Origin of the sequence: Streptomyces sp. NPDC001536, assembly GCF_042894505.1 — a bacterium.
Taxonomy (GTDB): domain Bacteria; phylum Actinomycetota; class Actinomycetes; order Streptomycetales; family Streptomycetaceae; genus Streptomyces.
Genome location: NZ_JBIAVQ010000004.1, coordinates 260,722 through 283,379, shown reverse-complemented (window position 1 = coordinate 283,379; position 22,658 = coordinate 260,722). Strand labels below are relative to the sequence as shown.

Sequence of the window (22,658 nt, the reverse complement as noted above, 5' to 3'; positions counted from 1 at the left end):
GGGTCGGCGCATCCGGCGTATGGGAGGAGAGGTCTGTGGACTTCGGAACGGCCGCTGAGGACGAAGCCTTTCGCGCGGAGGCTCGGGCTTGGCTCAGCGAACATGTCTCGGCTCGTCCGGACCGTCGCAGCTGGGAGCGCACCCTCGGGAAAGACGGGTGGATCGGGCTGGGGTGGCCCGAGGGCGGGTACGGCAATCGCACCGGCACGCTCACCCAGCAGGTCGCCTGGGCCGAGGAGTACGCGCGGTCTTCCGCGCCGCCGCGCTCCGGGCACATCGGGGAGAACCTGCTGGCGCCCACCCTGCTGGCGCATGGGACGGCCGAGCAGAAGGGGCGCTTTCTTCCCGCGATCGCCGCCGGCGAGGAACTGTGGTGTCAGGGGTACAGCGAACCCGGTGCCGGCTCTGACCTCGCGGGGATTCGTACGAAGGCGGAGCGCGCGGGGGATGGGACGTACCGCGTCACCGGGCAGAAGATCTGGACCTCACTGGCGCAGGAGGCCGACTGGTGTTTCGTGCTGGCTCGTACCGAGCCGGATTCCACCCGGCATCACGGGCTGTCCTTTCTGCTCGTCGCCATGGATCAGCCGGGGCGGATCGAGGTGCGGCCCATTCGGCAGATGACCGGCACCAGTGAGTTCAACGAGGTCTTCTTCGACGGTGCGCACGCGCGCGTGGAGCATGTCGTCGGGGGTGAGGGGGCCGGGTGGCGGGTCGCGATGAGTCTGCTCGGGTTCGAGCGGGGGGTGTCCACGCTCGCCCAGCAGATCGGGTTCGCCGCCGAGTTGGGGCGGGTGGTGCGGGCGGCCGTCGACAGCGGGACGGTGGGTGATCCCGTCGTACGGGATCGGCTGGTCCGGCAGTGGGCCGAGCTGCGGGTGATGCGGTGGAACGCCCTGCGCACGCTGGGGGGTTCGGGGGATGCCGGCGCCTCCAGTGTCGCCAAGCTGCTGTGGGGCGGGTGGCATCAGCGGCTCGGGGAGCTGGCCATGCAGGTGCGGGGGGTGGCGGCGGGGGTCGGGCCCGCCGACTGGTCGGTCTCGGCGCCGTACGAACTCGACGCGTTTCAGCATCTGTTCCTGTTCTCCCGGGCCGACACGATCTACGGCGGCTCGGACCAGGTGCAGCGCACGATCATCGCCGAGCGGGTGCTCGGGCTGCCGAAGGAACCCAAGGGGGTTGTGTGATGCGCGGCGTGGTGTTCGACGGGAAGCGGGTCGAGGTCGTCGACGACCTGGAGGTGCGGGGGCCGGGGCCGGGGGAGGTGCTGGTCGCCGTATCGGCGGCGGGGCTGTGTCACAGCGATCTGTCCGTGGTGGACGGGACGATTCCCTTTCCGGTGCCCGTGGTGCTGGGGCATGAGGGGGCGGGGGTCGTCGAGGCCGTGGGGGAGGGGGTCTCGCATGTCGCGGCCGGGGACCATGTGTCCCTGTCCACGCTGGCCAACTGCGGTACCTGCGCGGACTGCGACCGGGGGCGGCCGACCATGTGCCGCAAGGCGATCGGGCGGCCGGGGCAGCCGTTCGCGCGGGGTGGGCGGCCGGTCTTCCAGTTCGCGTCGAACTCCGCCTTCGCCGAGCGGACGGTGGTCAAGGCCGTGCAGGTGGTGCGTATCCCCAAGGACATCCCGCTGCCCTCCGCCGCGCTCATCGGGTGCGGGGTGCTGACCGGGGTGGGGGCCGTGCTCAACCGGGCGAAGGTGGATCGCGGGGACAGTGTCGTCGTGATCGGTACGGGGGGTATCGGGCTCAATGTGTTGCAGGGGGCCCGGATCGCGGGGGCGCTGCGGATCGTCGCCGTCGACGCCAATCCGGCCAAGGAGGCGGTGGCACGGCAGTTCGGGGCGACCGACTTCCTGACCTCTGCGGAGGGGGTGCGGGAGCTGCTGCCGACGGGGGCGGACCATGTCTTCGAGTGCGTCGGGCGGGTGGAGCTCGTCCGCCAGGCCGTCGACCTCCTGGACCGGCACGGTCAGGCGGTCCTCCTCGGGATGCCGGCTCCCGGCGCCGAGGCGTCCTTCGTCGTGGCGTCCATGTTCCTGGACAAGTCGATCCTGGGCTGCCGGTACGGGTCGTCCCGGCCGCAGCGGGACATCGCGCTGTATGCCGAGCTGTATCGGGAAGGGCGGCTGCTGCTGGACGAGTTGGTGACACAGACCTATCCGGTCGAGGAGTTCGAGCGGGCGGTGGCGGACGCGGAGGCGGGGAAGGTGGCGAGGGGGGTGCTGACCTTCTGAGGGGGTTCCGGACTGCCGGTGCTCATCTGGGCCTGCATCGCTGTTGCCGTCCCGTCGGGCTCGGGTGCGGCCGCGGAGCTGTCCCCCGATCCCGCCCGCGAGGGCTCAAGCGCTGCCGCCGGCCTACCCGCTGACGCCGCTCCCCGCGCGGAAGGTGCGCCGATAGCTGGTGGGTGTGACGCCGAGCGCCGTCTGTAGGTGCTGGCGCATCGACTGGGCCGTGCCGAAGCCGGCGTCGCGGGCGATCTGGTCCACGGAGAGGTCGGTGGACTCCAGGAGGTGGCGGGCGTGTTCCACCCGCTGCTGGGTGAGCCACTGGCCGGGGCTGATGCCGACCTCCTCGCGGAAGCGGCGCGTGAAGGTCCGTACGGACATCGACTCCTGCTCGGCCATGTCCCGCAGTTGGATCGGCTCGTGGAGGCGGCCCAGCGCCCAGGCGCGGGCGGTGGTCGTGGTGGCCAGCTGCGGCTCGGGTACGGGGCGCCGGATGTACTGGGCCTGGCCGCCCTCGCGGTGCGGCGGTACGACCGTGCGCCGGGCCACCGCGTTGGCGACGGCGCTGCCGTGGTCGCGGCGCACGATGTGCAGGCACAGGTCGATGCCGGCGGCGACGCCCGCGGAGGTGAGGACGTCGCCGTCGTCGACGTACAGGACGTTCGGGTCGACCTTGATCCGCGGGAAGAGCCGCTGGAGGCGCTCGGCGTCGGCCCAGTGGGTGGTGGCGGGGCGGCCGTCGAGGCAGCCGGCGGCGGCGAGGACGTAGACGCCGGTGCAGATGGAGGCGAGCCGGGTGCCGGGCCGGATGTGCGCGAGCGCGGCGGCCAGCTCGGGGGTGAGGACACCGTCCTCGTAGACCGGGCCGAACTCGTAGGACGCCGGGACGATCACCGTGTCGGCGGTGGCCAGGGTCTCGGGGCCGTTGGCGACCATGACGTCGAAGTCGGAGTCCGTACGGACCGGGCCCGGCGGCCGGATCGAGCAGGTGACGACCTCGTACAGACGCCGGCCCCGGCTGTCCCTCGGACGGTCGAAGATGCGGTGCGGGATGCCCAGCTCGAAGGGGAGCAGGCCGTCCATGGCGAGGACGACGACGCGGTGCGGGCGGAACTCCGGCTCACGGCTCATGGCCCGATCCTAACGAACGCTGTCCTTCGGGCCACTCGATCGGGAGAGCCGCAGATCGCAAGCTCTATGTCGTGACCCAGACAACCGAACCCGCCGTACAGGCGCCCCGCACGGGAAAGAAGCCCGCCCGCATCCACCGCGCCTGGTTCGTCGCCGCCGTCACCTTCGTGACGATCATCGGCGCGGCCGCCTTCCGTTCGCTGCCCGGACTGCTCATCGACCCGCTGCACGAGGACTTCGGCTGGTCACGCGGCACGATCGGCGCGGCCGTCTCGATCAACCTCGCGCTGTACGGACTCACCGCCCCCTTCGCGGCCGCGCTGATGGACCGCTACGGCATCCGCCGGGTCGTCGCGGTGGCGCTCACCGTGATCGCGGCCGGCTCGGGGCTGACGGTGTGGATGACGGCGGCCTGGCAGCTGCTGCTGTGCTGGGGCCTGCTGGTCGGTCTGGGTTCCGGCTCGATGGCGCTGGCGTTCGCGGCGACGGTCACCAACCGCTGGTTCACCGAACGGCGCGGCCTGGTCACCGGCATCCTGACCGCCGCCTCCGCCTCCGGCCAGCTGATCTTCCTGCCCGTGCTGTCCTGGATGGTCGAGAAGCACGACTGGCGCCCGGCGGCCGTCACCGTGGCCCTGGCCGCCCTCGCGGTCGTCCCCTTCGTCTGGCTGCTGCTGCGCGACCACCCGGCCGACGTGGGCCTGAAGCCGTACGGCGCGAAGGAGTTCGTGCCCAAGCCGGAACCGGTGCCGGGCGCCGCCCGCCGCGCGGTCACCGTGCTGTTCAAGGCGGCCCGCACCGGCCCGTTCTGGCTGCTCGCCGGCACCTTCGCGATCTGCGGCGCCTCCACCAACGGCCTGATCCAGACCCACTTCGTGCCCGCCGCCCACGACCACGGCATGCCCATCACGGCGGCGGCCTCGCTGCTCGCGGTCATCGGGGTGTTCGACGTGGTCGGCACCATCGCCTCGGGCTGGTTCACCGACCGCTTCGACGCGCGCCGGCTGCTCGCCGTGTACTACGCCCTGCGCGGCGTCTCGCTGCTGTTCCTGCCCATGCTGCTCGGACCGAGCGTCCACCCGCCGATGCTCTTCTTCATCGTCTTCTACGGCCTCGACTGGGTCGCCACCGTCCCGCCCACCGTCGCCCTGTGCCGCGAGCACTACGGCGACGACAGCGCGATCGTCTTCGGCTGGGTCCTCGCCTCGCACCAGGTCGGGGCGGCGCTCGTGGCCTTCGCCGGCGGTGTGGTGCGCGACGTCTTCGGCGAGTACGACATGATCTGGTACGCGTCAGGGGCGCTGTGCGCGGCGGCGGCGCTGATGGCGCTGGTGATCCGGCGCAGGCCGGCCACGCCGGTCCCGGCCGTGGCCTAGACGAACCGTCCCTTGTGGAACAGCAGGGGCGCCCGGTCCTCGTCACCCGTCCCCAGCGCTTCCACCCGCCCCACCACGATGAGGTGGTCGCCGCCCGTGTGCACCGCGTGGATCGTGCAGTCGATCCACGCGAGCGTGTCCGCCAGGCGCGGTGAACCGGACGCCGGTGCCGCGTCGAAGGCGACCCCCGCGAACTTGTCCGCACCGCTCACCGCGAAGCCACGGCACAACTCGCCCTGGTGGGCGGCGAGGACGTTGACACAGAAGACCCCGGCGCGGGCGATGCGGGGCCAGGTCGTCGACGTACGGCCGACCATGAAGGCGACCAGGGGCGGGTCGAGGGACAGGGCGGCGAAGGACTGGCAGGCGAAGCCGGCGGGGCCGTCCTCGCCGTCGGCGGCGGGTGAGGTGACAACGGCCACGCCGGACGCGAAGTTCCCCAGCACCCGCCGGAACTCGCCCTGTCCGACCGGCGCGCGCTCGTCCTCGCGGACACAGCGCAGCTCGGGCCGCGGCAACGCCTCCACGGGCGCCGCTCCGGCCGACCGGAGATAGCGGACGGCGGCTTCGGCCATGCCTGCTTGTCCCATCACGTCTCCCATTGAAGCTGACGGTTCGTCAGATGGGAAGGGCTGAGCGAAGGCGGGCAAGACGGCTGCGTACGCTGCGTGCATGGGGTGGGGAGACATACGGCGGGAGCTCGGGCGGGCCCGGCGGGCCGGGGATTCGGTCGCGGTCAACGCGGCCGCGGCGGTGGGGGCGGCGCAGCTGCCGGCGGCCCTTCTGATCTGGTACGTCGGCGCCGCGACGGGCGATGACCACGGCGCCGGAGGCGGCGCGTTCGCGCTGGTCTGCCTGTTCCTCCTCGCACCGCTGTGGATGCCGTTCCTGGGACTGCTGCACGCGTGCGTGCAGACCCTGCCGGCCGCGGTGCTCGCCCGGCTCACCGTCCGCCGCGCCCGCGGACCCGAGTGGGCGTGGCACCTGGCGTGGGCGGCGGTGCTCGGGGTGGTCTGGGCAGGCGCTGTCGCCGTGGCGAGTGGCCTGCCGTTCGCCGCCACGGCCGCCGCCTTCGCGGCCCTCGGGGTCCTCCCGGTGCTCGGCGTGGCGTACTTCAGACGCAGCAGCCGCTCTCGCGAACGGGCATGGGGATGCACGGGGACCTGGATCCTGTCGGCGGGCGTCTCCTTCGTGCTGTTCGTGGTCGTCTTCGGCGGCGCCGTACTGGCCACCGAGACCGGGATCGTCGAGGAGTACGAGCCCCCGGAGCTGTCCACCGGGCAGCTCGCCGGCGTATGGCGTGGCGAGGACGGCGCCGTCCTGCGGCTGCACCCGGGCGGCCGGGCCGAACTCACCGCGCTGCCCACCGTGTCGGAGGACGACGACTGGCTCGCCGACCCGCCCTACACCGTGTGCGAGGGCACCGGCGCCTGGGAACCGGTGCGCGGGGACAAGGGCGAGGACGCGGACCGTGACGGCGTCGGCCTGCGCGTCGACGGTGGCTGCGGGACGCCGACGTTCTGGACGATCGGCGGCACCGAGCGCGAGCCCGAACTGTTCGTCCTGTTCGGCGATCCGGACGCGGGGGACCTGCGGATCCTCACGCGGGACCGAGTCACCGCCCCCTGAACTCCGCGCTCCGCCGCTCCACGAAGCTCGCCACTCCCTCCTGGGCGTCCTCGGTCGTCATGTTGATCTCCTGCGCGGCCGCCTCCGCGGCGAAGGCGGTGGCGCGGTCGCTGTCGAGGGAGGCGTTGACGAGCTGCTTGGTCAGGACGAGGGCGCGGGTCGGCCCCGCGGCGAGACGGGCCGCCCATTCACGGGCCGTCTTGTCCAACTCCCCGTCCGGCACCACCCGGTTGACCAGGCCGAGACGCTCGGCGTCGGCGGCGCTCAGCGCGTCGCCGAAGAACATCAGCTCCTTGGCGCGCTGGGGGCCGATGAGACGGGGCAGCAGATACGCCCCACCGCCGTCCGGCACGAGCCCCCGGCGCACGAACACCTCGATGAACCGGGCCGATTCGGCCGCGAGGACGAGGTCGCAGGCGAACGCGAGGTGTGCGCCGATGCCCGCCGCCGTCCCGTTCACCGCGGCGATCACCGGCTTCTCGCAGTCGAGGACGGCCGCGATCAGCCGCTGCGCACCGAGCCGGATCGTGCGGGCGACGTCACCGGAGACCCGGTCGCCTGCCGCGGGCACCCCTCGCAGATCCGCGCCCGCACAGAACCCCCGCCCCGTACCGGTCAGCACCACGGCCCGCACATCGGGGTCGCCGGAGGCGTCGCCGAGCAACCCGATGATGTGGTCCCGCTGATCGGGGGTGAGGGCGTTGAGAGCCTCGGGTCGGTCGAGCGTGATGTGCGAGACGTGGTCGCGCGTCTCCTGCCGCACCCCTGTCGGCGGCATCAGCGGCACACCGCCAACGCGTCCAGCGCCACCGCACCCTGCCCGCGGGGCAGCACCATCAGCGGATTGATGTCCAGCTCGGCCAACTCGTCCCCGAGCTCCAGTGCCATGCGCTGCACCCGCAGGATCACCTCGACGAGCGCGTCGAGATCCGCCGGGGGGCGCCCCCGGACCCCGTCCAGCAGGGCCCGCCCGCGCAGTTCACCGCACATGTGCCGCGCCTGGTCCTCCCCGAAGGGCGGCACACGTACGGCGGTGTCGCGCAGCACCTCGACCAGCACCCCGCCGAGCCCGACCGTGACGGTCGGTCCGAAGAGGTCGTCGTGGGTGACGCCGACGACCATCTCCACACCCCGCTCGACCATCTGGCAGACTAGGACGCCGTCCAGCAGGACGCCCTCGTAGCGGGCGATGTCGGTCAACTCCCGGTAGGCGTCGCGGACCTGGCTGGCGGACGTGAGCTCGATCTTCACCAGGCCGAGCTCGGTCTTGTGGGCGATCTGCGCGCCGGACGCCTTCATCACCACCGGGTAGCCGACCTGGCCCGCCGCCCGTACGGCCGCCGCCGCGCTGGTCACCAGCTGCTCGCGCGGCACGCGGATGCCGTACGCCCGCAGCAGCTGCTTCGCCGCGTGCTCGCTCAGCTGCTGACCTGGGCGCATCAGGGCCTGGGCCTTGCGGAAGGACGGGGACGTGGTGCGCGGGGCCTCGTCGAGGGGCGAGCGGTAGGCGGCCACGAAGCGGTGGTGGTCGAGGTAGGCGCGGACCGCGGTGATGCAGTTCGCGACCGTGCGGAAGGTGGCCACCCGGGAGGAGCCGAGGAGGACCTCGCGATAGGCCGGCTCGGTGCCGACGGGCGAGCCCCACACCACGCAGACCAGCTTGTCCGTCCGCTCGGCCGCGTCCACCAGGTCCTGGACGAGCTTGTCGCTCAGGGGTGGGAAGGGGCCGGTGACCGGGCAGATCAGCACCCCGACCGCGGGGTCGTCGAGGATCGCGTCGATGATCTTCCGGCCGCGCCAGTCGCCGACGGGATGGCCGCCGTTGTCGACCGGGTTGGCGACGCTCAGGTACTCGGGTATCCACTGGTGCAGCTCGGCCTGCTTGGCAGCCGAGAGCTCCGGCAGCCTCAGCCCCGCTTCCGTCGCCAGGTCGGCGAAGTGCGCGCCCGTGCCGCCCGAGATCGAATAGACGACGACCCCGTCGGCCTGCGGCGGGCGGGCGCGGGCCAACAGGGCGGCGGTGTCCTGTAGTTCGTCGAGACCGTCGACGCGGATCACCCCGTACTGCCGCATCGCCGCGTCCACCACCGCGTCCGCGCCGGTCAGCTTGCCGGTGTGGGAGGCGGCCGTGCGGGCGCCGGTCTCGGTGCGGCCGACCTTGACGGCGACCACCGGCACCTTGCGGCGGGCGGCCCGGTCGGCGGCGAGCAGGAAGGAGCGGCCGTCCTTCAGCCCCTCGACGTAGCAGGCGATCGCGCCCACCTCGGGCCGCTCGGCGAAGTAGGAGAGGAAGTCGGCGGTCTCCAGGTCGGCCTCGTTGCCGGTCGGCGCCCAGTGGGAGAGGCGGATGCCGAGTTCCTGGAGGGCGAAGACGGGGCGGCCCTGGTGCCCGGACTGGGTGATGAGGGCGATGGCCGGTCCGTCGAGGTCCTCGCGGAACCGCTCGAAGGCGTTGAGGTTGGTGTTGGGCCCGAGCAGCCGCATCCCCGACCGGCGCACGGCCGTGGAGAGCCGGGCCTGGGCGGCGGCGCCCTCCTCGCCGGTCTCCGCGAACCCGGAGGCGAAGACGACCGCGAACTTGACCTTGGCCTCGGCCAGTTCCTCGACCACGGGAAGGGGGTCGGCGACCAGCAGCACGGCGAGATCGACCTGTTCGGGCAGGTCGGCGACGGAAGGGGAGCAGGGGATGCCGAAGACGGAGGGGCGGGTGGGATGCACCGGGTGCAGACGGGCTCCGACCCGCTCGGCCCAGGCCACCAACTGCCGGGTGACACCGGTGTTCGGGCGCCCCTCGGCGTCCGAGGCGCCGATCACGGCGACCGACTCCGGCCGGAAGAACCGGTCCAGATCGGGGACGTCGCAGTACAGCGGCCGGCCGCTGACGTCGAGGTCGTCGACATCAGCCGGCCTGCCGTGGACGGCGGGCCCGGGTTGCTCGCCGCAAGCGATGACCCGGGCCCGGCGGGAGTCGGTGGTGAGGGTGCCGTGGGTTGATCCAAGCATCGGTCCGCCCGCTCCTGTGTGACAGCGATTAACTGACGCAGTGTCAGATTAAAGGAACTGACGCTGTGTCAGGAATGGCCGTGCACACAAAGTTGGGCAGAGCACACCGACGGCACCGCCCGCACGGCGCCGCGAGCACCGCTCACGGCACCGTCGGTACCGCTCACAGCACCGCCAGCACCTCCTTCGCCACCCGCTCGCCCGACCGCACCGCACCGTCCATGAAGCCCATCCAGTGGATGGAGGTCTCCGTGCCGGCCCAGTGGATGCCGCCGACGGGAGTGCGCAGGGAGGGGCCGTACTGGGTCAGGACGCCGGGAGCGGCGATGGAGACGGGGCCGCCTCGGGTGTAGGTCTCGTTGTTCCAGCGTTGCAGGACGAAGGAGGTGGGGGAGGCCGCTTTCGCGCCGAAGTAGGTCGTGTAGTCCTTCAGGACCGCCGCCTTGACCTCCGCCTCGCTCGCCGCGTCGTACTTGCGGGCCTCGTCGGCCTCGATGAAGCCCATCAGGGCGCCGTAGGAGGCGTCGGGCGGGGAGTTGTCGAAGGTGGAGCTGACCACGCCGGTGTCGCTGACGACCTGGCCGTTGAGGCCGTCGGCCCGCCAGAAGGGGGTGTCGTAGATCGCGATGGCCTTGCCGACCGAGGCCATCGGGAGCCGCTGGGTGAGCTGGTCGCGGGCGGCCGGCAGCAGCGGGTCGTAGGTGATGCGGGCGGCGATCGGCGGGGGCACGGCGACGACGACCTTCTTGGCGGTGACGGTGGTGCCGTCGGCCGTCACGACGTACTTGCCGCCGGACTTGGCGATGGTGCGCACCGGGGCGTTCAGCACCACCCGGTCGCCGAGGGTGGCGGCGAGCTTGATCGGCACCAGCTGGGAGCCGCCGACGAAGCGCAGTTCCTGGGCGCCGTTCGCGGTCTCGGTGAGGCGCTCCAGGGTGCCGACGTTGGACTCGTTGCCGGCGGCGGCGATGTAGAAGAGCACGAACAGGAAGGAGAGTTCGCGGGGTTCGGCCGAGAAGATCGAGGTGCAGGCCACGTCGAAGAGGAACTTGGCCGACGGGATGACGGCGTTGGCGCGCAGCCAGGTCTCGAAGGTCTGGCGGTCCCATTCGTCGGCCTTCGCGGCCGTCCAGGGTGCCTCGACCGGTATCTGTTTGGCCAGGTCGTCCAGGGTGGCCTGCACGATCGCGGCGTTGGCGAGGCCGGCCGCGTCGATGGGCGGGACCGAGCCGAGGAGGCCGTCGGTGGCGTACGCGGTCTTCTTGCCGTCCTTGTAGAGGAGGTTCTTGCCGGTGTTGTAGGTGGCGAAGGTGCCCACGCCGAGGGAGTCCGCGAGGGCCTTGATGCGGTCCTGAGTGGGGCCGATGAACTCGCCGCCGCCCTCGGTGACCCCGCCGTTGGCCAGGGAGAGGTTCACGACCCGGCCGCCGACGCGGTCACGGGCCTCCAGGACGACCACGGACTTGCCGGCCGCCACCAGGTCGCGGGCCGCGGTGAGGCCGGCGAGCCCGGCGCCGACGACGACCACGTCGGCCTCACGGGTGGCCGCGGCGGCGGGCGAGGCCGCGGTGCCGGCGAGGGCGGCGGCACCTGCGGTGGCGGCGGCACCGCCCAGCAGGGAGCGGCGGGAGAGCCGGGTGGGCCGGGGGAGTTGGGCGGGCTGGGGGAGCTGTCTTTCGCGTGCCACGTGCATCCTCCGTCAGGTGCGAGAGGTTGGAGTGGAGCCAGAACATGAACAGTGCTCACATTCTGGCCCCATGCGGTGGCGCCGTACAGCTCTCTCGTCACTTCTGACCCATGAGTAACGAAAGGAGTACGTCAGCGAGTTGAGGGATCCTACGTCAGACGGGAAGTCTGGAGACCGTCAGACGGGAAGTCTGGAGACCTGCCGGGCCCCGTCCTTGGCGATCACCTTCGCGATCTTCTCCGCGTCGATCGCCACTTCCCGGAACGTGCCGCTGATGGGAGTGACGAAACCGCTGAAGAAGAGGCCGGGCGCGTCCTGCGGGGTGCGGGCGCCGTTGACCACCGGCAACCCCCGGGCGTCCAGGACATCGAGGTGGCCGACGAGGTCTTCCAGGGAGCGGGTGTATCCGGTGGCCGCGATCACGGCGTCCGGCGTGACGCGGGTGCCGTCGGTGAGGAGGACCTCGTCCTTCTCGAAGCCGTCGACGGCGGCCACGACCTCGACCTTGCCCTTGCGTACGGCGTCGATCAGGCCGACGTCCTGGACGGGGATGGCCCCTTCGCGGACCCGGGTGTAGAGGCCGGTGTCGGGGCGGGGCAGGCCGTGCTCGGACAGGTCGGGCACGCTGAGCTTCGCCATGGGCCGGGCGAGCCGGTCGACGAGCCCGACCGGCAGGCGTCGTACGAGCACGCCCGTGTACTGGGCGGCCCAGCCCGCCGTCGAGCGGCGGACGATGTGCGGGGCGGTGCGCACGGACAGGCGTACCCGGGAGGCCCCGCCCTCCACCAGGTCCACGGCGATCTCGGCGCCGGTGTTGCCGATCCCGACGACCAGGACGTCCCGGCCGGCGTAGGGCGTGGGGTTGCGGTAGTCGGCGGCGTGCACGAGCTCGCCGGTGAACGACGAGAGGCCCGGCCAGTCCGGCACCAGCGGCGTGTGGTTGTAGCCGGTCGCCACGACCACCGCGGCGCCGGTCAGTTCGCGGCCGCCGGTGGCGTGCAGCAGCCAGCCGGTGCCGTCGGGGGAGCGGTCGACGCGGGAGACCTCCACGCCGGTGACGATCTCCAGCTCGTGGTGCTCGGCGTACTTCTCCAGATAGCGGACGACGTCGTCGCGCGACACCCAGCGCCCGAACCGGCGCGGCATCCCGAGGCCCGGGAGGGCCGACAGGCGGCGGGTGGTGTGCAGATGGAGCCGGTCGTAGTGGCGCCGCCAGGACGCCCCGACACGGTCGGACTTCTCCAGCACCACGGCACGTATGCCCTGGGCCCGCAGCGCGTACGCGACGGCGAGTCCGCCCGGGCCGCCGCCGATGACGTACACGGGGCGGGCGGTGGAGGACGCGGGGGGCGCTGCGGAGTCGGCCATGTGCGCGAGCGTAATCAGGGTTCCGGTTGATGGGTCTCGGTCAAGACCGGAATTGGTTTCGGTCTGATCACGCCTGTAGGAGGAGTGGGTGGGGCTCGTGGCGTACGTCACCTGGTTGTGGTGGCGGAGTGCGGAAAGGCCACGGCGGCCGCCGCACAGGTTTCTCTCACGCGAAACACACGGTCTTCCCCGTGAGCCTTTACCTGACGTACCGTCAGATCCATGGACTCCATCTGGCTCACGGGTGCGGAATGGCTGGCCCTGCTGCGGATCGGGCTCGGGCTGTGGTGGCTGGAGAGCTGGCGTCACAAGGACAAGAAGGGCTGGTTCGAACGGGGGACGGGCATCGCCTGGGCGGCCGATGTCGCCGCCAAGCACCGCTGGAACGCGGTCCGTTCGGGCTTCGAGACGGTCGTCGCGCCACGGCCGCGGACGATGGCGTACGTCGTCGTGTACGCGGAGCTGGCGGTGGGCCTGGGCTTGGTGGCCGGCCTTCTGACACCGGTGGCCCTGGTGGGCGGGCTGCTGCTCAACGTCCTCTACTTCACGCTGATGATCCACGACTGGGCCGAGCAGGGGCAGAACGCGATGATGGGGCTGATATCGGTGGTCGCGCTGTTCGGGATGTCGTGGCAGGAGTGGTCGTTGGACGCGGTGGTGGGGTTCTTCTGACGGAGGGGGTTCTGATGGACGCGCGCTTCGATCTGCCTGAGGCCGACGCTTTCACCCGCACGTACTGGGAGGCGGCCGCGGAAAGGCGACTGCTCGTACGCCGCTGCGGGGCGTGCGGACGTACCCACCACTACCCTCGCGAGTTCTGCCCCCACTGCTGGAGCGAGGACGTGACATGGGAGCCGGCGAGCGGCCGGGCCGAGCTCTACACCTGGTCCGTCGTCCACCGCAACGACCTGCCGCCCTTCGACGAGCGCACGCCCTACGTCGCCGCCGTCGTCCAACTCGCCGAAGGGCCAAGGATGATGACGGAGCTGGTGGACTCCCCGCCGCAGACGCTGCGGGCCGGCATGGCGCTGGAGGTCGATTTCCGGCAGGGAGTCCCGGTGTTCCGGCCGCGAGGATGACATGTTCCGGCGGAGAGGGGTGATCGGCGGCCCTCCTTCCGTATTCAATGGCCCGATGGCCCATACACGTGAACGGTCCCCGAGCCACCCCGCTCCCGAACTGCTCGGCCACGGGCTGCGGCTGCGCCACTGGGACGCGGAGTCCGACGCCGATGCCGAGACCTGGCTGCGCGGCCGCTCCGACCCCGAGTTCCGGCGCTGGAACACCCCCCTCAAGGAGATCGCCGACCTCGACGACGCCCGCGCCTCGCTCCGCGCGGGCGCGCAGGCCGCGGCGGACGGCGTCAGCGTCGCCTTCCGTGTCACGGACGCGGTCAGCGGTACGACGCTGGGGCACGTCGGCGTCCACGAGATCGATCACGTCGTACGCGTCGCCCGCATCGGCTACTGGGTCCTCCCCGAGGCCCGCGGCCACCGCGTCGCCGCCCGCGCCCTCACCCTCGTCGCCCGCTGGGCCTTCACCGACCTCCGCCTCCACCGCCTCGAACTCGGCCACGCCCTCGGCCACGACGCGTCCTGCCGGATAGCGGAGCGCTGCGGATTCCCCTACGAGGGGACGCTCCGCGGCGCGATGTTCGAGGCGGGCAGGCAGGACGCGTTCCGGGATGTGCATCTGCATGCCCGGTTGGCCACGGATCCGGAGGCGGGGGTTCGATGAGGTGGGTGGTGATCGAGGATCTCGGTGAGTTCCTCGGCGTTGCCGGGGGGGCGAGGTGTACGACCTCCTGGGGTGACCATCCCGTCAGGGCCAGAGCAACGTAGACGTCCACCCCTCCCCCCTGCGCCGATACGCCAGCCGCACATGGCGCCGCTGAGCGTCCCCCTGGAAGAACTCCACCTCCTCCGGAGCCAAGCGGTACAGGGTCCACGTCGGGACCGGGGCGTCCGGCCGGGACTGGGCCTCGGTCCAGGCTGTCTCGGAGGCTTCGGCCAGCTCCTCCAGTGAGCCCAGGGGTTCGCTCTGGTGGCCCGTGAGGGCGGCGGCCAGGGCGCCCGTCGAGCGGGCGTGGAGGTCGGCCTGGCCCTCCTGGGAGGGGGCCGCGGTGACCGGGCCGCGGACTCGGACCTGGCGGCCCAGGGCCGGCCAGTAGAAGCCGAGGGCCGCGTAGGGGCGGGCCGTGAGGTGCCGGCCCTTGCGGCTGGTCAGGTGGGTGGCGAAGGTCCAGCCCGTGGTGTCGGCGCCGTGCAGCATCACCGTGCGGACGTCCGGGTGGCCGGCCTCGTCCGAGGTGGCCAGGGACATCGTGTGCGGTTCGGGCTGGCCCGCCGCCACGGCCCGCGCGAGCCACTCCGTGAAGAGGGGGAGTGGCTCGGCGGGGGCCGTGGCCGGGTCGAAGGGGGACAGGGTGGTGGTCTCGGGGGCCCATACCCGCAGTGACCTCAGGAGTGCGTGAAGATCCGTTCCCATGCCCCGATTCTCGCCCGGGACGGCGTCTACAACGAACCGATGTCCGAAGACACCCAGCGCTCCGGGCGCAGCCGGATGATCACCTGCTCGCCGTGGTTCTTCCAGGCGAAGTCGACGTACGCCTCCACCTTCTCGGGCGGCAGATAGCGCGCGGAGATCTCCCGGAGGAGTTCGATCGTGGCGGGGGTGGTGTCGAGGACCGGGCCCTCCACGGACACGTACTTCAGCTTCGGCTCGACCGTGTCCACCATGAGGGAGAAGCGGCCGGCCGCCTCGATCAGGCGTTGCTTGCGGGAACCGAGGCCGGTGAGGATCCAGATGTCGCCGCCGGGTTCGTACTGGTACCAGATCGGCACGGACAGCGGCGCCCGTCCCTCTCCGCCGTCCACCGACAGCGCGGCCACATGGGGCTCGGCCAGGAATTGCTCGCGTTCCAACCGGGTCAGGGCGGTCATACGATCTCCTCCAGCGGGGTGCGGATGCCTCACGAACTCACGGATTCACCAACTCGCGAGCTCACCGATCTCCGGTACATCACAACGCCGGCCGAGGGGGTGGGTGTTCCCCTCCGACGCGGATACGTCGAAGGGGCGGTGGCAGTACGTTGATCTCCAGGGCGGAGCGAGAAGGCGGGGAAGCTGTGCACACCGAACCGACGTGGTCCACGGCGAGCCACCACGACGACGAAGGCGGCCCCTGCCCCGACACAACCCCGACCGTCCGTTGAGGCGCCTTGCCGCGGCCGCCCTCCTCGCCGCCTCCCTCACCGCGTGCGCCGGCGACGGCGAGGAGCCGCCGTCCCTCACCGCGCCCGCCGTCTTCTACCTCCGTCCCCACGGCGACAAGGCCGGAGTGCAGGACAAGATGCCGTACGAGCTCAAGGCCGAGGACGGTGACGAGCCCGGCGTCCGGACGCTCGCCGCGGATGTGCCGAAGGGGGCGGAGGACACGGTCCTGATCCGCAAGTACGGCGGCTGCGAGGGCAGTTCCGCGCATGTGACATGTGAGGTCGACGGCGACTACAGCAACTGGTCCGACGCGCCCCGCGCCAAGGTGGTGGCGGCCGAGGGGGCGAAGGCCGGGGACTCGGCGGTCGTGACGTACACGTACACCACGAAGGACGGGAAGAAGCTCACCGCCAGGACCCGGTTCGTCGTCGGGGAGCCGGTGGTGGAGGCGGTGGCGCCCGAGTACGTGAAGAACGGGCCCCGGCCCGGCGCGGAGCTGACCGACTCCGTCGTCGTGCGGAACAGCGGTGAGGTGCCGGTGAAGGGGCTGGCGATCCAACTCGGCGCGAGCACGGTCGAGTTCGTGGAGAAGTACTCCAACTGCCGTTACCCGGAGCTGCAGAAGGGGCACATCGCCGTCTGCGAGTTCCCCGGGCTGACCATCAACCCCGGTGAGGCCGTCGCCGTCCGGCCCGCCGTGCGGATGCGTACGTCCGAGTCGGACATGTACGTGTCCTACGGCAAGGACGTCTGGGCGATGGACATGGGGCCGGGGCATTACGAGACCGAGCTCAGGGGCGGCGACTTCGGCGAGGGGCCGGAACTCGAGGTCACGCCGGCCAAGGCCCCCAAGGGCGCCTTCGTGGGCGGTGGCGGCAGTACGTACGTCGTGCTCGACTCGTACGCCGACTACGAGGTCTCGGACGTCGACCTGCACGGCGACCCCGGCGACAAGCGCGCCTTCGAGATCAAGGTCCGCAACAACGGCCCCGCCGACGCCGATGCCGCCGCCGAGGTGATCTTCAGCCCGCCTTTCGGGATGACCATGCTCGAGCAGCCCATGGAGGAGTACGACGACGGCGTCTACCAGGAGTACTGCGAGAGCAACGGGTACGCGTACACCTGCGCTGTCGGCGACCTGGAGCCCGGAAAGACCCGTTCCTTCGAGTTCACCATGACCCTCGGCGAACCGGGCGAGGGCACTCTGTCCCTGGCGGACAGCGGCCCGTCCAGCCCCTGGGACCTCGGCCGCCGCGACCCGGACGCGACCAACGACGAGGCGGTCGTCCGGGTACTGCCGGACTGACCGTCACCCCCGCCCCAGGACCACCGTCCCCGACGAGCAGAACCAGCCCCCCGTGCCGGAGGCGACGGCGAGGCGGGGCAACTCGCCGTCCCTCGCGCGTACTTGCCGTGCGCCCGCCTCGCCCCGCAGCTGACGTACCGCCTCCACCAGGAGGAACAGTCCCCGCATCCCCGGGTGCTGGGCCGACAGGCCGCCTCCGTCCGTGTTCACCGGCAGTGTGCGGGACTGCACGAACGCTCCGCCTTCCCCCTTCTTGCAGAAGCCCAGGTCCTCCAGGGTCACCAAGGTCATGTACGTGAAGGCGTCGTAGATCTCGGCGAGGTCGATCTCCTCCGGGCGGACGCCCGCCCTCTCGAACGCCAGGCGTCCGCTCACCGCCGCCGGTGACACCGTGAAGTCCGGCCATTCCGACATGGCCGCGTGCGAGACGTGCTCCCCGGTGCCGAGGACCCAGACGGGGGCGGTGCGGCAGTCCCGTACGTACTCCTCCGCGGCCAGCAGTACCGCCGCCCCGCCGTCCGAGCGGATGCAGCAGTGCAGCTTGGTGAAGGGGTCCGCGATCATCGGGCCGGAGAGCACCTCGTCGACCGTGATCGGATCGCGGAACATCGCCTCCGGGTTCAGGGCCGCGTTCGCCCTCGCCTGGACCGCGACCTCCGCCAACTGCTCGATCGTCGTGCCGTGTTCGATCATGTGGCGGCGGGCGGCCATCGCGTACTTGGCGATCAGGGTGTGGCCGTAGGGGACTTCGAACTGGAGCGGGCCGCGGGCGCCGAAGGAGAGGTTTCCGGTGCGCCGGCCCGCCTTGATGTCCGCCCGTGCCGTCGAGCCGTAGACCAGCAGGACCGCGTTCGCGTGGCCAGCGGCTATCGCGTCGGCCGCGTGGGCGGCCATGACCTCCCAGGTCGAACCGCCCACCGAGGTGGAGTCCACCCAGGTGGGGCGCAGGCCCAGGTACTCCGCCACCTCCACCGGGGCCAGCACGCCCGTGCCCGCCGAGGCGAGACCGTCCACCACCGACCTGTCGAGCCCCGCGTCCGCCAGGGCCCGGCGGGCGGCCTGGGCGTGCAGGGTGTACGGCGTCGCCTCGGCCACGCGGCCGCAGTCGGAGAGGGACACGCCGACCACGGCGACTTTCCGGGTTCCGGCAGTCATGAAAGGTCTCTCCCTCTGTCTGTCCATATCGACCCGCCGCTCCTAATATGACGGACCGTCAGATCCGGAGGGAAGGGGTCGCCATGGACGTCGGCTTCACCACCGAACAGGAGGAGATCCGCCGTACCCTGCGCGAACTCCTGCACAAGCGGTGCGGGGCGGAGGAGGCGCGGGCCGCCGTCGACCGTCCGGAGGGGTACGACGCCGGATTGTGGGCCACCCTCGCCGAGCAGCTCGGACTGCCCGGACTCGCCCTGCCCGAGGCGTACGGCGGGGTCGGCTGCACCCCCACCGAACTCGCCCTCGCGGGAGAGGAGACGGGACGGGTCCTCGCCCCCTCGCCGCTGCTCGCCACCGCCGTGCTCACGGCTCCCCTGCTGCTCGCCCTCGGCGCCGAGGACCGGTGTGCCGAGCTGCTTCCGCGGATCGCCGACGGCTCCCTCACGGCCGCCCTCGCCGTACCCGCCGCCGGTCTCGCGCTCACCGGCGACAACGGCGGGGACTGGGCGGGAGGCGGGCGTTCCGGAGGTGTGCAGGCCCGCAGGGCCGGTGACCGGTGGCGGCTGTACGGGGAGATCGAGCACGTCCTCGACGGGCACTCCGCCGGGGTTCTGCTCGTCGCCGCGCACACCGGTGGGTTCGCCCGGTCCCGCACCCTTCTCTTCCTCGTTCCCGGAGACGCCGAGGGGCTCGTGCGCGTACGGCAGACCGCCCTGGACGCCACCCGTCCGCTCGCCCGGCTCCAACTGCGGGACGTCGACGCCGGGTTGCTGGGCGACGAGCGTGCCGATGTGCTCGGCGCGCTCGCCCGGCTCGGGGACTCCGCCGCCGCCTTCCTCGCCTGTGAGGCCGTCGGGGCCGCCGACCGGGTGCTGGAACGGACCGTCGAGTACGTGAAGCAGCGCGAGCAGTTCGGGCGGGCGATCGGGTCGTTCCAGGCGGTCAAGCACCGGCTGGCCGATGTGTATGTGCGAGTGCAGGCGGCGCGTTCGGCGGCGTACTACGCGGCCTGGGCCACCGTGCACGGCGAGCGGGTGGGCGGGCTCGCCCTCGCTCAGGCGCTGGAGGCGCTGCGGGCCGCCGCTGCCGAGGGCATCCAGCTGCACGGAGGCATCGGCTTCACCTGGGAGCACGACGTGCAGCTGTACTTCAAGCGGGCCGCCGGTGACGAGCTGCTGTTCGGGCCGGTGCACCGGCTGCGGGCGCACGCGGCCGACGCGGCGCGGCTCTTCACGGAACGGGAGGTGACGGTGTGATCGGCGAGCGGGCCGTACAGCGGATTTCGTCGACGCGGGGCTTCGCGAAGGTCGCCCCGCATGTGATCCCGGCCCTCGACCGGGCCGTGCACCGGCTCACCCGCGGGAAGGTCATCCTCAGTGCGCAGATGCTGCCGGGGGTGATCCTGACCTCCACAGGCGCCCGCAGCGGGCTCACCCGACGTACGCCCCTCGCGTGCATGCCCGAGGAGGGCGGGCGGAGCTGGATTCTCATCGGGTCCAACTTCGGGCGGGACGGGCATCCCGCCTGGACCGCCAACCTGATGGCCCGTCCCGACGTCGAGATCAGCTGGAAGGGCGCCGACATCGCCGTGACGGCCCAGCTGCTGGCGGGGGAGGAGCGGGCCGCCGTATGGAAGACGGCGCTGGCGTTCTGGCCGCCGTACGCGACCTACCAGGCGCGGATCGAGCGGGAGATACGGCTGTTCCGGCTCACCCGGCGAGAGCCGTAGCGCGCCGCGATGGTCGTCACAGCGTGTGCTGCGCCAGCAGGACCGCGCCGATGCCCAGCATCGCCGCCCCCGAGGTGCGGGTCACCGCGCGGGCGGCGCGGGGGCGGGCGGCCAGCAGGGTGTGGGAGAGGGTGCCGACGGCCAGGTAGACGGCGGCGCAGCACGCCATGTGCAGGACGCCGAGCACGGCCGTCTGGACGGCCACCGGCGGGTGCGAGCCCCGGGTGACGAGGAACTGGGGGAGCACCGAGAGATAGAGCAGCAGGCCCTTGGGGTTCAGGCCGCTGATGGCGGCGCCGCGCAGGAACAGGGAGCCCCGCGCCCCGCCGTCCGCCTCCGGTGTCGCGGGGCGGCGCAGCACGCCCCAGCCCAGCCACACCAGGTAGGCGGCGCCCGCCACGGTCAGCGCGGTCAGCAGCCGGGGCGATCCCGCGACGAGGACGGCCAGTCCCGCGACCGCCAGCACCGTGTGCAGCGCGTACCCCGCGACCAGCCCCGCCACCGCCCGTCCCACCGACCGGCCGCGCACCCCGGCGGCGATCACGTACGCCCAGTCGGCGCCCGGCACGCAGACCAGGAGCAGGTCGACGGCGAGGAAGGAGAGCAGCGGTCCGATGTCCATGCCGGGGACATTAGGCGTGAATGGCCCGAAAGTGTTCCTGAAATTTGCCCATGATCGCAGGTTCTGGGGGAGGATCTGCCTCATGGACGACGTGGACCGGAAAATCCTTGCCGAGCTCCAGCAGGACGGGCGGCTGACCGTGACCGAGCTGGCGGGGCGGGTGCGGCTCAGCGTCTCGCCCTGCCACCGGCGGCTGCGGGAGCTGGAGCGGGCCGGTGCCATCAGCGGGTACCGGGCGGTCGTGGAGCCCTCGGCCGTCGGGCTGAACTTCGAGGCGCTCGTCTTCGTCACCATGCGGCAGGAGGACCGGGACACCGTCGCCGGGTTCGAGCGGGCACTCGCCGAGGTGGAGGGGGTGCAGGAGGCGCAGCGGCTGTTCGGGGAGCCGGACTATCTGCTGCGGGTGGTCGCGGCGGACCTCGCGGCCTATCAACGGCTGTACGACGAGCGGCTGGCCACGCTGCCGGGGGTGCAGCGGCTGACGTCCACGCTGGTGATGAAGCACGTCGTCAAGGACCGGCCGCTGCCGGCATAGCGGCAGGCGGCGGCTCACCTGTGTGAACCACCGCCCGCCAGACAGGACTTGGTGCCTGAAAAAGACTTCCGGCTACTTGGTCGGCTTCTTCCCGGTCACGCCCAGATGCACCAACAGCGCGAGGTTCGGCTTGAGTTCAGCCTGCTTCACGCCCCACGTCTGGAAGCCCTTCTGGTGCGAGGCGACCGCCGCGAGCATCGCGACCAGTGAACCGGCGACCGCCGCCGGGTTCACGTCCTTGTCGACCTTGCCCTTGGACTGCAACTCGGCGACCGAGTCGGACAGGGAGTTGTTCACGGAGTTCAGGATCTTCATACGGAGCTTGTAGAACCGTTTGTCGCCCTCGGCGGCACCGAGGTCGACGACCCTGAGGATCGCGTCGTTCCTTCGCCAGAACTCGAGGAAGCCGTCCACGAGTTCCTGCGCGGTCTGCCAGCCCGCCTTGCCGACCCATGACCTGCCCTCGAGCAGCTGGGTCAACTGGCCGCCCTCGGTGGCCATTTGCTCGGCGATCTCCAGGACGGCGCCCTCGACGTCCGGGAAGTACTGGTAGAAGGTCGCGGGCGAAGTGCCCGCTTTCCGGGCGACATCGATGACTTTGACGTCCCGGTAAGGGGAGGAGCTGAGCATCTCGCTGAGGCAGTCGAGCAGCTTCTGCCGGGTCGCCTGCCCACGCCGGCCGGCCACGCGGCCGTCGACGGTACGCACTTGTCCTGTCATGCCGTCAGCTTACCGAGGGGTGATCGGAGCGCGATTCGGCCGACTGCAAATGGGGTGCGCGGGCTCTTTGGGGCCAGGACCTGCCCTGGTGCGCTGGTCTGCGCGCTGCGTGAGTCGCCGTTAGTTTGGCGGTATGGCCGAAAACAGGGCATCCACGTACGGAGAGGGCGTCCCCTGCTGGGTGGACGCGCAGCTTCCCGACGTGGAGGCGGGCAAGCGGTTCTACGGTGAGCTCTTCGGGTGGACCTTCCAGGAGCAGCGGTACGGCGGTGCCGTATGGGCCCTGAAGGAGGGCGAGCCCGTCGCCGCGCTCGCGCACAAGACGGACGGGCGGATGCCCACCGTCTGGACGGTGTACTTCGCGACCCCCGACATCGAGGGGCTCGCCGACCGGGTCTGGGCGGCCGGCGGACAGGTCGTCACCGCCCCCATGCCGGTGGGCGACCTGGGCACCAGCGCCCTGGTCACCGACCCGGACGGCGCCGTCTTCGGCCTGTGGGAGCCGGACGCCCACAGCGGTTTCGGCGTACGGCACGAGCCGGGCACCTTCGTCTGGGCCGAGCTGTACGCCCGGGACACCGAGGGCGCCAACACCTTCTACGGCGGGCTGTTCCACGACGCCCTGTTCGGACCGGACGCCAGGCCCGATTTCGGCCGTGCCCCCGTCTCCGACGTCTTTCCGGCCGAGATGCCGCCCCATTTCGTCGTCCACTTCGGAGTCGAGGACTGCGAGGCTGTCCTCGGGACGGTGAACCGGCTCGGGGGGCGGGCCCAGGCTCCACCCTTCGAGACGTCGTACGGGAAAGTCGCCGTCGTCACGGACAATCAGGGGGCGTCGTTCGCCGTACTGGAGCGTCTCGACGGCCGACCGGGGTGGTGAAACGCTCCGGTTGGTCATGAGACATCCCGATTTGCACCCGGGTTCGCAACCTGCGCCTCGGCCAGGAAGAAT

General features: G+C 71.6%; 23 protein-coding genes. 12 read left to right on the top strand and 11 right to left on the bottom strand.

Annotation, left to right across the window (positions count from 1 at the left end; genetic code table 11):
- The first annotated feature begins 35 nt into the window (after positions 1 to 35).
- Positions 36 to 1,187 carry an acyl-CoA dehydrogenase family protein gene (locus ACFY0U_RS14175; protein ID WP_388634888.1) on the top strand — a complete coding sequence of 384 codons (1,152 nt, stop codon included), beginning with the start codon at positions 36 to 38 and terminating at the stop codon, positions 1,185 to 1,187.
- Positions 1,187 to 2,236: a Zn-dependent alcohol dehydrogenase gene (locus ACFY0U_RS14170; protein WP_388634886.1), complete on the top strand. Its 1,050-nt coding sequence runs from the start codon at positions 1,187 to 1,189 to the stop codon at positions 2,234 to 2,236. Before ACFY0U_RS14175 ends, ACFY0U_RS14170 begins: the two co-directional genes overlap by 1 nt.
- A gap of 123 nt (positions 2,237 to 2,359) precedes the next feature.
- On the opposite strand, the gene ACFY0U_RS14165 is transcribed toward ACFY0U_RS14170, so the two are convergent.
- Positions 2,360 to 3,361: a GlxA family transcriptional regulator gene (locus ACFY0U_RS14165; protein WP_388634884.1), complete on the bottom strand. Its 1,002-nt coding sequence runs from the start codon at positions 3,359 to 3,361 to the stop codon at positions 2,360 to 2,362.
- 71 nt (positions 3,362 to 3,432) lie between these two features.
- Here ACFY0U_RS14165 and ACFY0U_RS14160 point away from each other — a divergent pair, with 71 nt between their 5' ends.
- Positions 3,433 to 4,737, top strand: a complete 1,305-nt coding sequence (locus ACFY0U_RS14160) for an MFS transporter (RefSeq protein ID WP_388634882.1) — start codon at positions 3,433 to 3,435, stop codon at positions 4,735 to 4,737.
- On the opposite strand, the gene ACFY0U_RS14155 is transcribed toward ACFY0U_RS14160, so the two are convergent.
- Positions 4,734 to 5,327 (bottom strand): flavin reductase family protein, encoded by a 594-nt coding sequence (locus tag ACFY0U_RS14155; protein WP_388634880.1) that lies wholly within the window; start codon positions 5,325 to 5,327, stop codon positions 4,734 to 4,736. The genes ACFY0U_RS14160 and ACFY0U_RS14155 overlap by 4 nt on opposite strands.
- Before the next feature lie 82 nt (positions 5,328 to 5,409).
- Between ACFY0U_RS14155 and ACFY0U_RS14150 the strand changes: the two genes are divergently transcribed.
- Positions 5,410 to 6,366 carry a hypothetical protein gene (locus ACFY0U_RS14150; RefSeq protein WP_388634878.1) on the top strand — a complete coding sequence of 319 codons (957 nt, stop codon included), beginning with the start codon at positions 5,410 to 5,412 and terminating at the stop codon, positions 6,364 to 6,366.
- On the opposite strand, the gene ACFY0U_RS14145 is transcribed toward ACFY0U_RS14150, so the two are convergent.
- From ACFY0U_RS14145 to ACFY0U_RS14130, 4 genes are all read right to left on the bottom strand, one after another.
- Positions 6,353 to 7,144: an enoyl-CoA hydratase/isomerase family protein gene (locus tag ACFY0U_RS14145; RefSeq protein WP_388634876.1), complete on the bottom strand. Its 792-nt coding sequence runs from the start codon at positions 7,142 to 7,144 to the stop codon at positions 6,353 to 6,355. The genes ACFY0U_RS14150 and ACFY0U_RS14145 overlap by 14 nt on opposite strands.
- Positions 7,144 to 9,369, bottom strand: coding sequence for an acetate--CoA ligase family protein (locus ACFY0U_RS14140; protein WP_388634874.1), 2,226 nt, complete (start codon positions 9,367 to 9,369; stop codon positions 7,144 to 7,146). The genes ACFY0U_RS14145 and ACFY0U_RS14140 overlap by 1 nt, the downstream gene beginning before the upstream one ends.
- 163 nt (positions 9,370 to 9,532) lie before the next feature.
- Positions 9,533 to 11,056, bottom strand: a complete 1,524-nt coding sequence (locus ACFY0U_RS14135; protein WP_388634872.1) for a flavin monoamine oxidase family protein — start codon at positions 11,054 to 11,056, stop codon at positions 9,533 to 9,535.
- Positions 11,057 to 11,233: 177 nt separating this feature from the next.
- Positions 11,234 to 12,424 carry a flavin-containing monooxygenase gene (locus ACFY0U_RS14130; protein WP_388634870.1) on the bottom strand — a complete coding sequence of 397 codons (1,191 nt, stop codon included), beginning with the start codon at positions 12,422 to 12,424 and terminating at the stop codon, positions 11,234 to 11,236.
- A 222-nt stretch (positions 12,425 to 12,646) separates the two neighbouring features.
- Between ACFY0U_RS14130 and ACFY0U_RS14125 the strand changes: the two genes are divergently transcribed.
- Genes ACFY0U_RS14125 through ACFY0U_RS14115 form a run of 3 tightly spaced genes read left to right on the top strand, consistent with a single transcriptional unit; the run spans position 12,647 to position 14,161 of the window.
- Entirely contained in the window at positions 12,647 to 13,096 is a 450-nt protein-coding gene (locus ACFY0U_RS14125) for a DoxX family protein (protein ID WP_388634868.1), read from the top strand.
- Positions 13,097 to 13,110: 14 nt separating this feature from the next.
- A complete protein-coding gene (locus ACFY0U_RS14120) occupies positions 13,111 to 13,503 on the top strand; it encodes a Zn-ribbon domain-containing OB-fold protein (protein ID WP_388634866.1) in 393 nt (130 codons plus the stop codon).
- 55 nt (positions 13,504 to 13,558) lie between these two features.
- Positions 13,559 to 14,161 carry a GNAT family N-acetyltransferase gene (locus ACFY0U_RS14115; protein ID WP_388634864.1) on the top strand — a complete coding sequence of 201 codons (603 nt, stop codon included), beginning with the start codon at positions 13,559 to 13,561 and terminating at the stop codon, positions 14,159 to 14,161.
- An 84-nt stretch (positions 14,162 to 14,245) separates the two neighbouring features.
- On the opposite strand, the gene ACFY0U_RS14110 is transcribed toward ACFY0U_RS14115, so the two are convergent.
- Positions 14,246 to 14,911 carry a pyridoxal 5'-phosphate synthase gene (locus tag ACFY0U_RS14110; protein WP_388634862.1) on the bottom strand — a complete coding sequence of 222 codons (666 nt, stop codon included), beginning with the start codon at positions 14,909 to 14,911 and terminating at the stop codon, positions 14,246 to 14,248.
- Positions 14,912 to 14,937: 26 nt separating this feature from the next.
- Positions 14,938 to 15,366 carry a pyridoxamine 5'-phosphate oxidase family protein gene (locus ACFY0U_RS14105; protein WP_388634860.1) on the bottom strand — a complete coding sequence of 143 codons (429 nt, stop codon included), beginning with the start codon at positions 15,364 to 15,366 and terminating at the stop codon, positions 14,938 to 14,940.
- A 268-nt stretch (positions 15,367 to 15,634) separates the two neighbouring features.
- On the opposite strand from ACFY0U_RS14105, the gene ACFY0U_RS14100 reads away from it, so the two are divergent.
- The gene (locus tag ACFY0U_RS14100) at positions 15,635 to 16,945 is read left to right on the top strand and encodes a hypothetical protein (RefSeq protein WP_388634858.1); all 1,311 of its coding nucleotides are present in this window, start codon (positions 15,635 to 15,637) and stop codon (positions 16,943 to 16,945) included.
- A gap of 3 nt (positions 16,946 to 16,948) precedes the next feature.
- Here ACFY0U_RS14100 and ACFY0U_RS14095 read toward each other — a convergent pair whose 3' ends face one another.
- Positions 16,949 to 18,100, bottom strand: coding sequence for an acetyl-CoA acetyltransferase (locus tag ACFY0U_RS14095; protein WP_388634856.1), 1,152 nt, complete (start codon positions 18,098 to 18,100; stop codon positions 16,949 to 16,951).
- 83 nt (positions 18,101 to 18,183) lie between these two features.
- On the opposite strand from ACFY0U_RS14095, the gene ACFY0U_RS14090 reads away from it, so the two are divergent.
- On the top strand, positions 18,184 to 19,356 hold the full coding sequence (locus ACFY0U_RS14090; protein ID WP_388634854.1) for an acyl-CoA dehydrogenase family protein: 1,173 nt from the start codon (positions 18,184 to 18,186) through the stop codon (positions 19,354 to 19,356).
- On the top strand, positions 19,353 to 19,829 hold the full coding sequence (locus ACFY0U_RS14085) for a nitroreductase/quinone reductase family protein (RefSeq protein WP_388634852.1): 477 nt from the start codon (positions 19,353 to 19,355) through the stop codon (positions 19,827 to 19,829). The genes ACFY0U_RS14090 and ACFY0U_RS14085 overlap by 4 nt, the downstream gene beginning before the upstream one ends.
- 16 nt (positions 19,830 to 19,845) lie before the next feature.
- Here ACFY0U_RS14085 and ACFY0U_RS14080 read toward each other — a convergent pair whose 3' ends face one another.
- Positions 19,846 to 20,451, bottom strand: a complete 606-nt coding sequence (locus ACFY0U_RS14080; RefSeq protein ID WP_388634850.1) for a LysE family translocator — start codon at positions 20,449 to 20,451, stop codon at positions 19,846 to 19,848.
- A gap of 82 nt (positions 20,452 to 20,533) precedes the next feature.
- Between ACFY0U_RS14080 and ACFY0U_RS14075 the strand changes: the two genes are divergently transcribed.
- On the top strand, positions 20,534 to 20,986 hold the full coding sequence (locus ACFY0U_RS14075; protein WP_388634848.1) for an Lrp/AsnC family transcriptional regulator: 453 nt from the start codon (positions 20,534 to 20,536) through the stop codon (positions 20,984 to 20,986).
- Between the two features lie 72 nt (positions 20,987 to 21,058).
- Here the strand turns inward: ACFY0U_RS14075 and ACFY0U_RS14070 are convergent, their stop codons facing one another.
- Positions 21,059 to 21,694, bottom strand: a complete 636-nt coding sequence (locus ACFY0U_RS14070) for a TetR family transcriptional regulator (protein ID WP_171147642.1) — start codon at positions 21,692 to 21,694, stop codon at positions 21,059 to 21,061.
- Between the two features lie 145 nt (positions 21,695 to 21,839).
- Here ACFY0U_RS14070 and ACFY0U_RS14065 point away from each other — a divergent pair, with 145 nt between their 5' ends.
- Positions 21,840 to 22,586: a VOC family protein gene (locus ACFY0U_RS14065; protein WP_388634846.1), complete on the top strand. Its 747-nt coding sequence runs from the start codon at positions 21,840 to 21,842 to the stop codon at positions 22,584 to 22,586.
- Positions 22,587 to 22,658 lie beyond the last annotated feature (72 nt).

What these genes read in the sequence shown, in the direction of transcription:
- ACFY0U_RS14090 (WP_388634854.1), top strand. Translation starts at nt 18,184, where the DNA reads ATGGACGTCGGCTTCACCACCGAACAGGAGGAGATCCGCCGTACCCTG.
- ACFY0U_RS14080 (WP_388634850.1), bottom strand. Translation starts at nt 20,451, where the DNA reads ATGGACATCGGACCGCTGCTCTCCTTCCTCGCCGTCGACCTGCTCCTG.
- ACFY0U_RS14120 (WP_388634866.1), top strand. Translation starts at nt 13,111, where the DNA reads ATGGACGCGCGCTTCGATCTGCCTGAGGCCGACGCTTTCACCCGCACG.
- ACFY0U_RS14150 (WP_388634878.1), top strand. Translation starts at nt 5,410, where the DNA reads ATGGGGTGGGGAGACATACGGCGGGAGCTCGGGCGGGCCCGGCGGGCC.
- ACFY0U_RS14155 (WP_388634880.1), bottom strand. Translation starts at nt 5,327, where the DNA reads ATGGGACAAGCAGGCATGGCCGAAGCCGCCGTCCGCTATCTCCGGTCG.
- ACFY0U_RS14110 (WP_388634862.1), bottom strand. Translation starts at nt 14,911, where the DNA reads ATGGGAACGGATCTTCACGCACTCCTGAGGTCACTGCGGGTATGGGCC.
- ACFY0U_RS14125 (WP_388634868.1), top strand. Translation starts at nt 12,647, where the DNA reads ATGGACTCCATCTGGCTCACGGGTGCGGAATGGCTGGCCCTGCTGCGG.
- ACFY0U_RS14130 (WP_388634870.1), bottom strand. Translation starts at nt 12,424, where the DNA reads ATGGCCGACTCCGCAGCGCCCCCCGCGTCCTCCACCGCCCGCCCCGTG.
- ACFY0U_RS14145 (WP_388634876.1), bottom strand. Translation starts at nt 7,144, where the DNA reads ATGCCGCCGACAGGGGTGCGGCAGGAGACGCGCGACCACGTCTCGCAC.
- ACFY0U_RS14065 (WP_388634846.1), top strand. Translation starts at nt 21,840, where the DNA reads ATGGCCGAAAACAGGGCATCCACGTACGGAGAGGGCGTCCCCTGCTGG.
- ACFY0U_RS14075 (WP_388634848.1), top strand. Translation starts at nt 20,534, where the DNA reads ATGGACGACGTGGACCGGAAAATCCTTGCCGAGCTCCAGCAGGACGGG.
- ACFY0U_RS14165 (WP_388634884.1), bottom strand. Translation starts at nt 3,361, where the DNA reads ATGAGCCGTGAGCCGGAGTTCCGCCCGCACCGCGTCGTCGTCCTCGCC.
- ACFY0U_RS14140 (WP_388634874.1), bottom strand. Translation starts at nt 9,369, where the DNA reads ATGCTTGGATCAACCCACGGCACCCTCACCACCGACTCCCGCCGGGCC.
- ACFY0U_RS14170 (WP_388634886.1), top strand. Translation starts at nt 1,187, where the DNA reads ATGCGCGGCGTGGTGTTCGACGGGAAGCGGGTCGAGGTCGTCGACGAC.
- ACFY0U_RS14095 (WP_388634856.1), bottom strand. Translation starts at nt 18,100, where the DNA reads ATGACTGCCGGAACCCGGAAAGTCGCCGTGGTCGGCGTGTCCCTCTCC.
- ACFY0U_RS14115 (WP_388634864.1), top strand. Translation starts at nt 13,559, where the DNA reads ATGGCCCATACACGTGAACGGTCCCCGAGCCACCCCGCTCCCGAACTG.
- ACFY0U_RS14105 (WP_388634860.1), bottom strand. Translation starts at nt 15,366, where the DNA reads ATGACCGCCCTGACCCGGTTGGAACGCGAGCAATTCCTGGCCGAGCCC.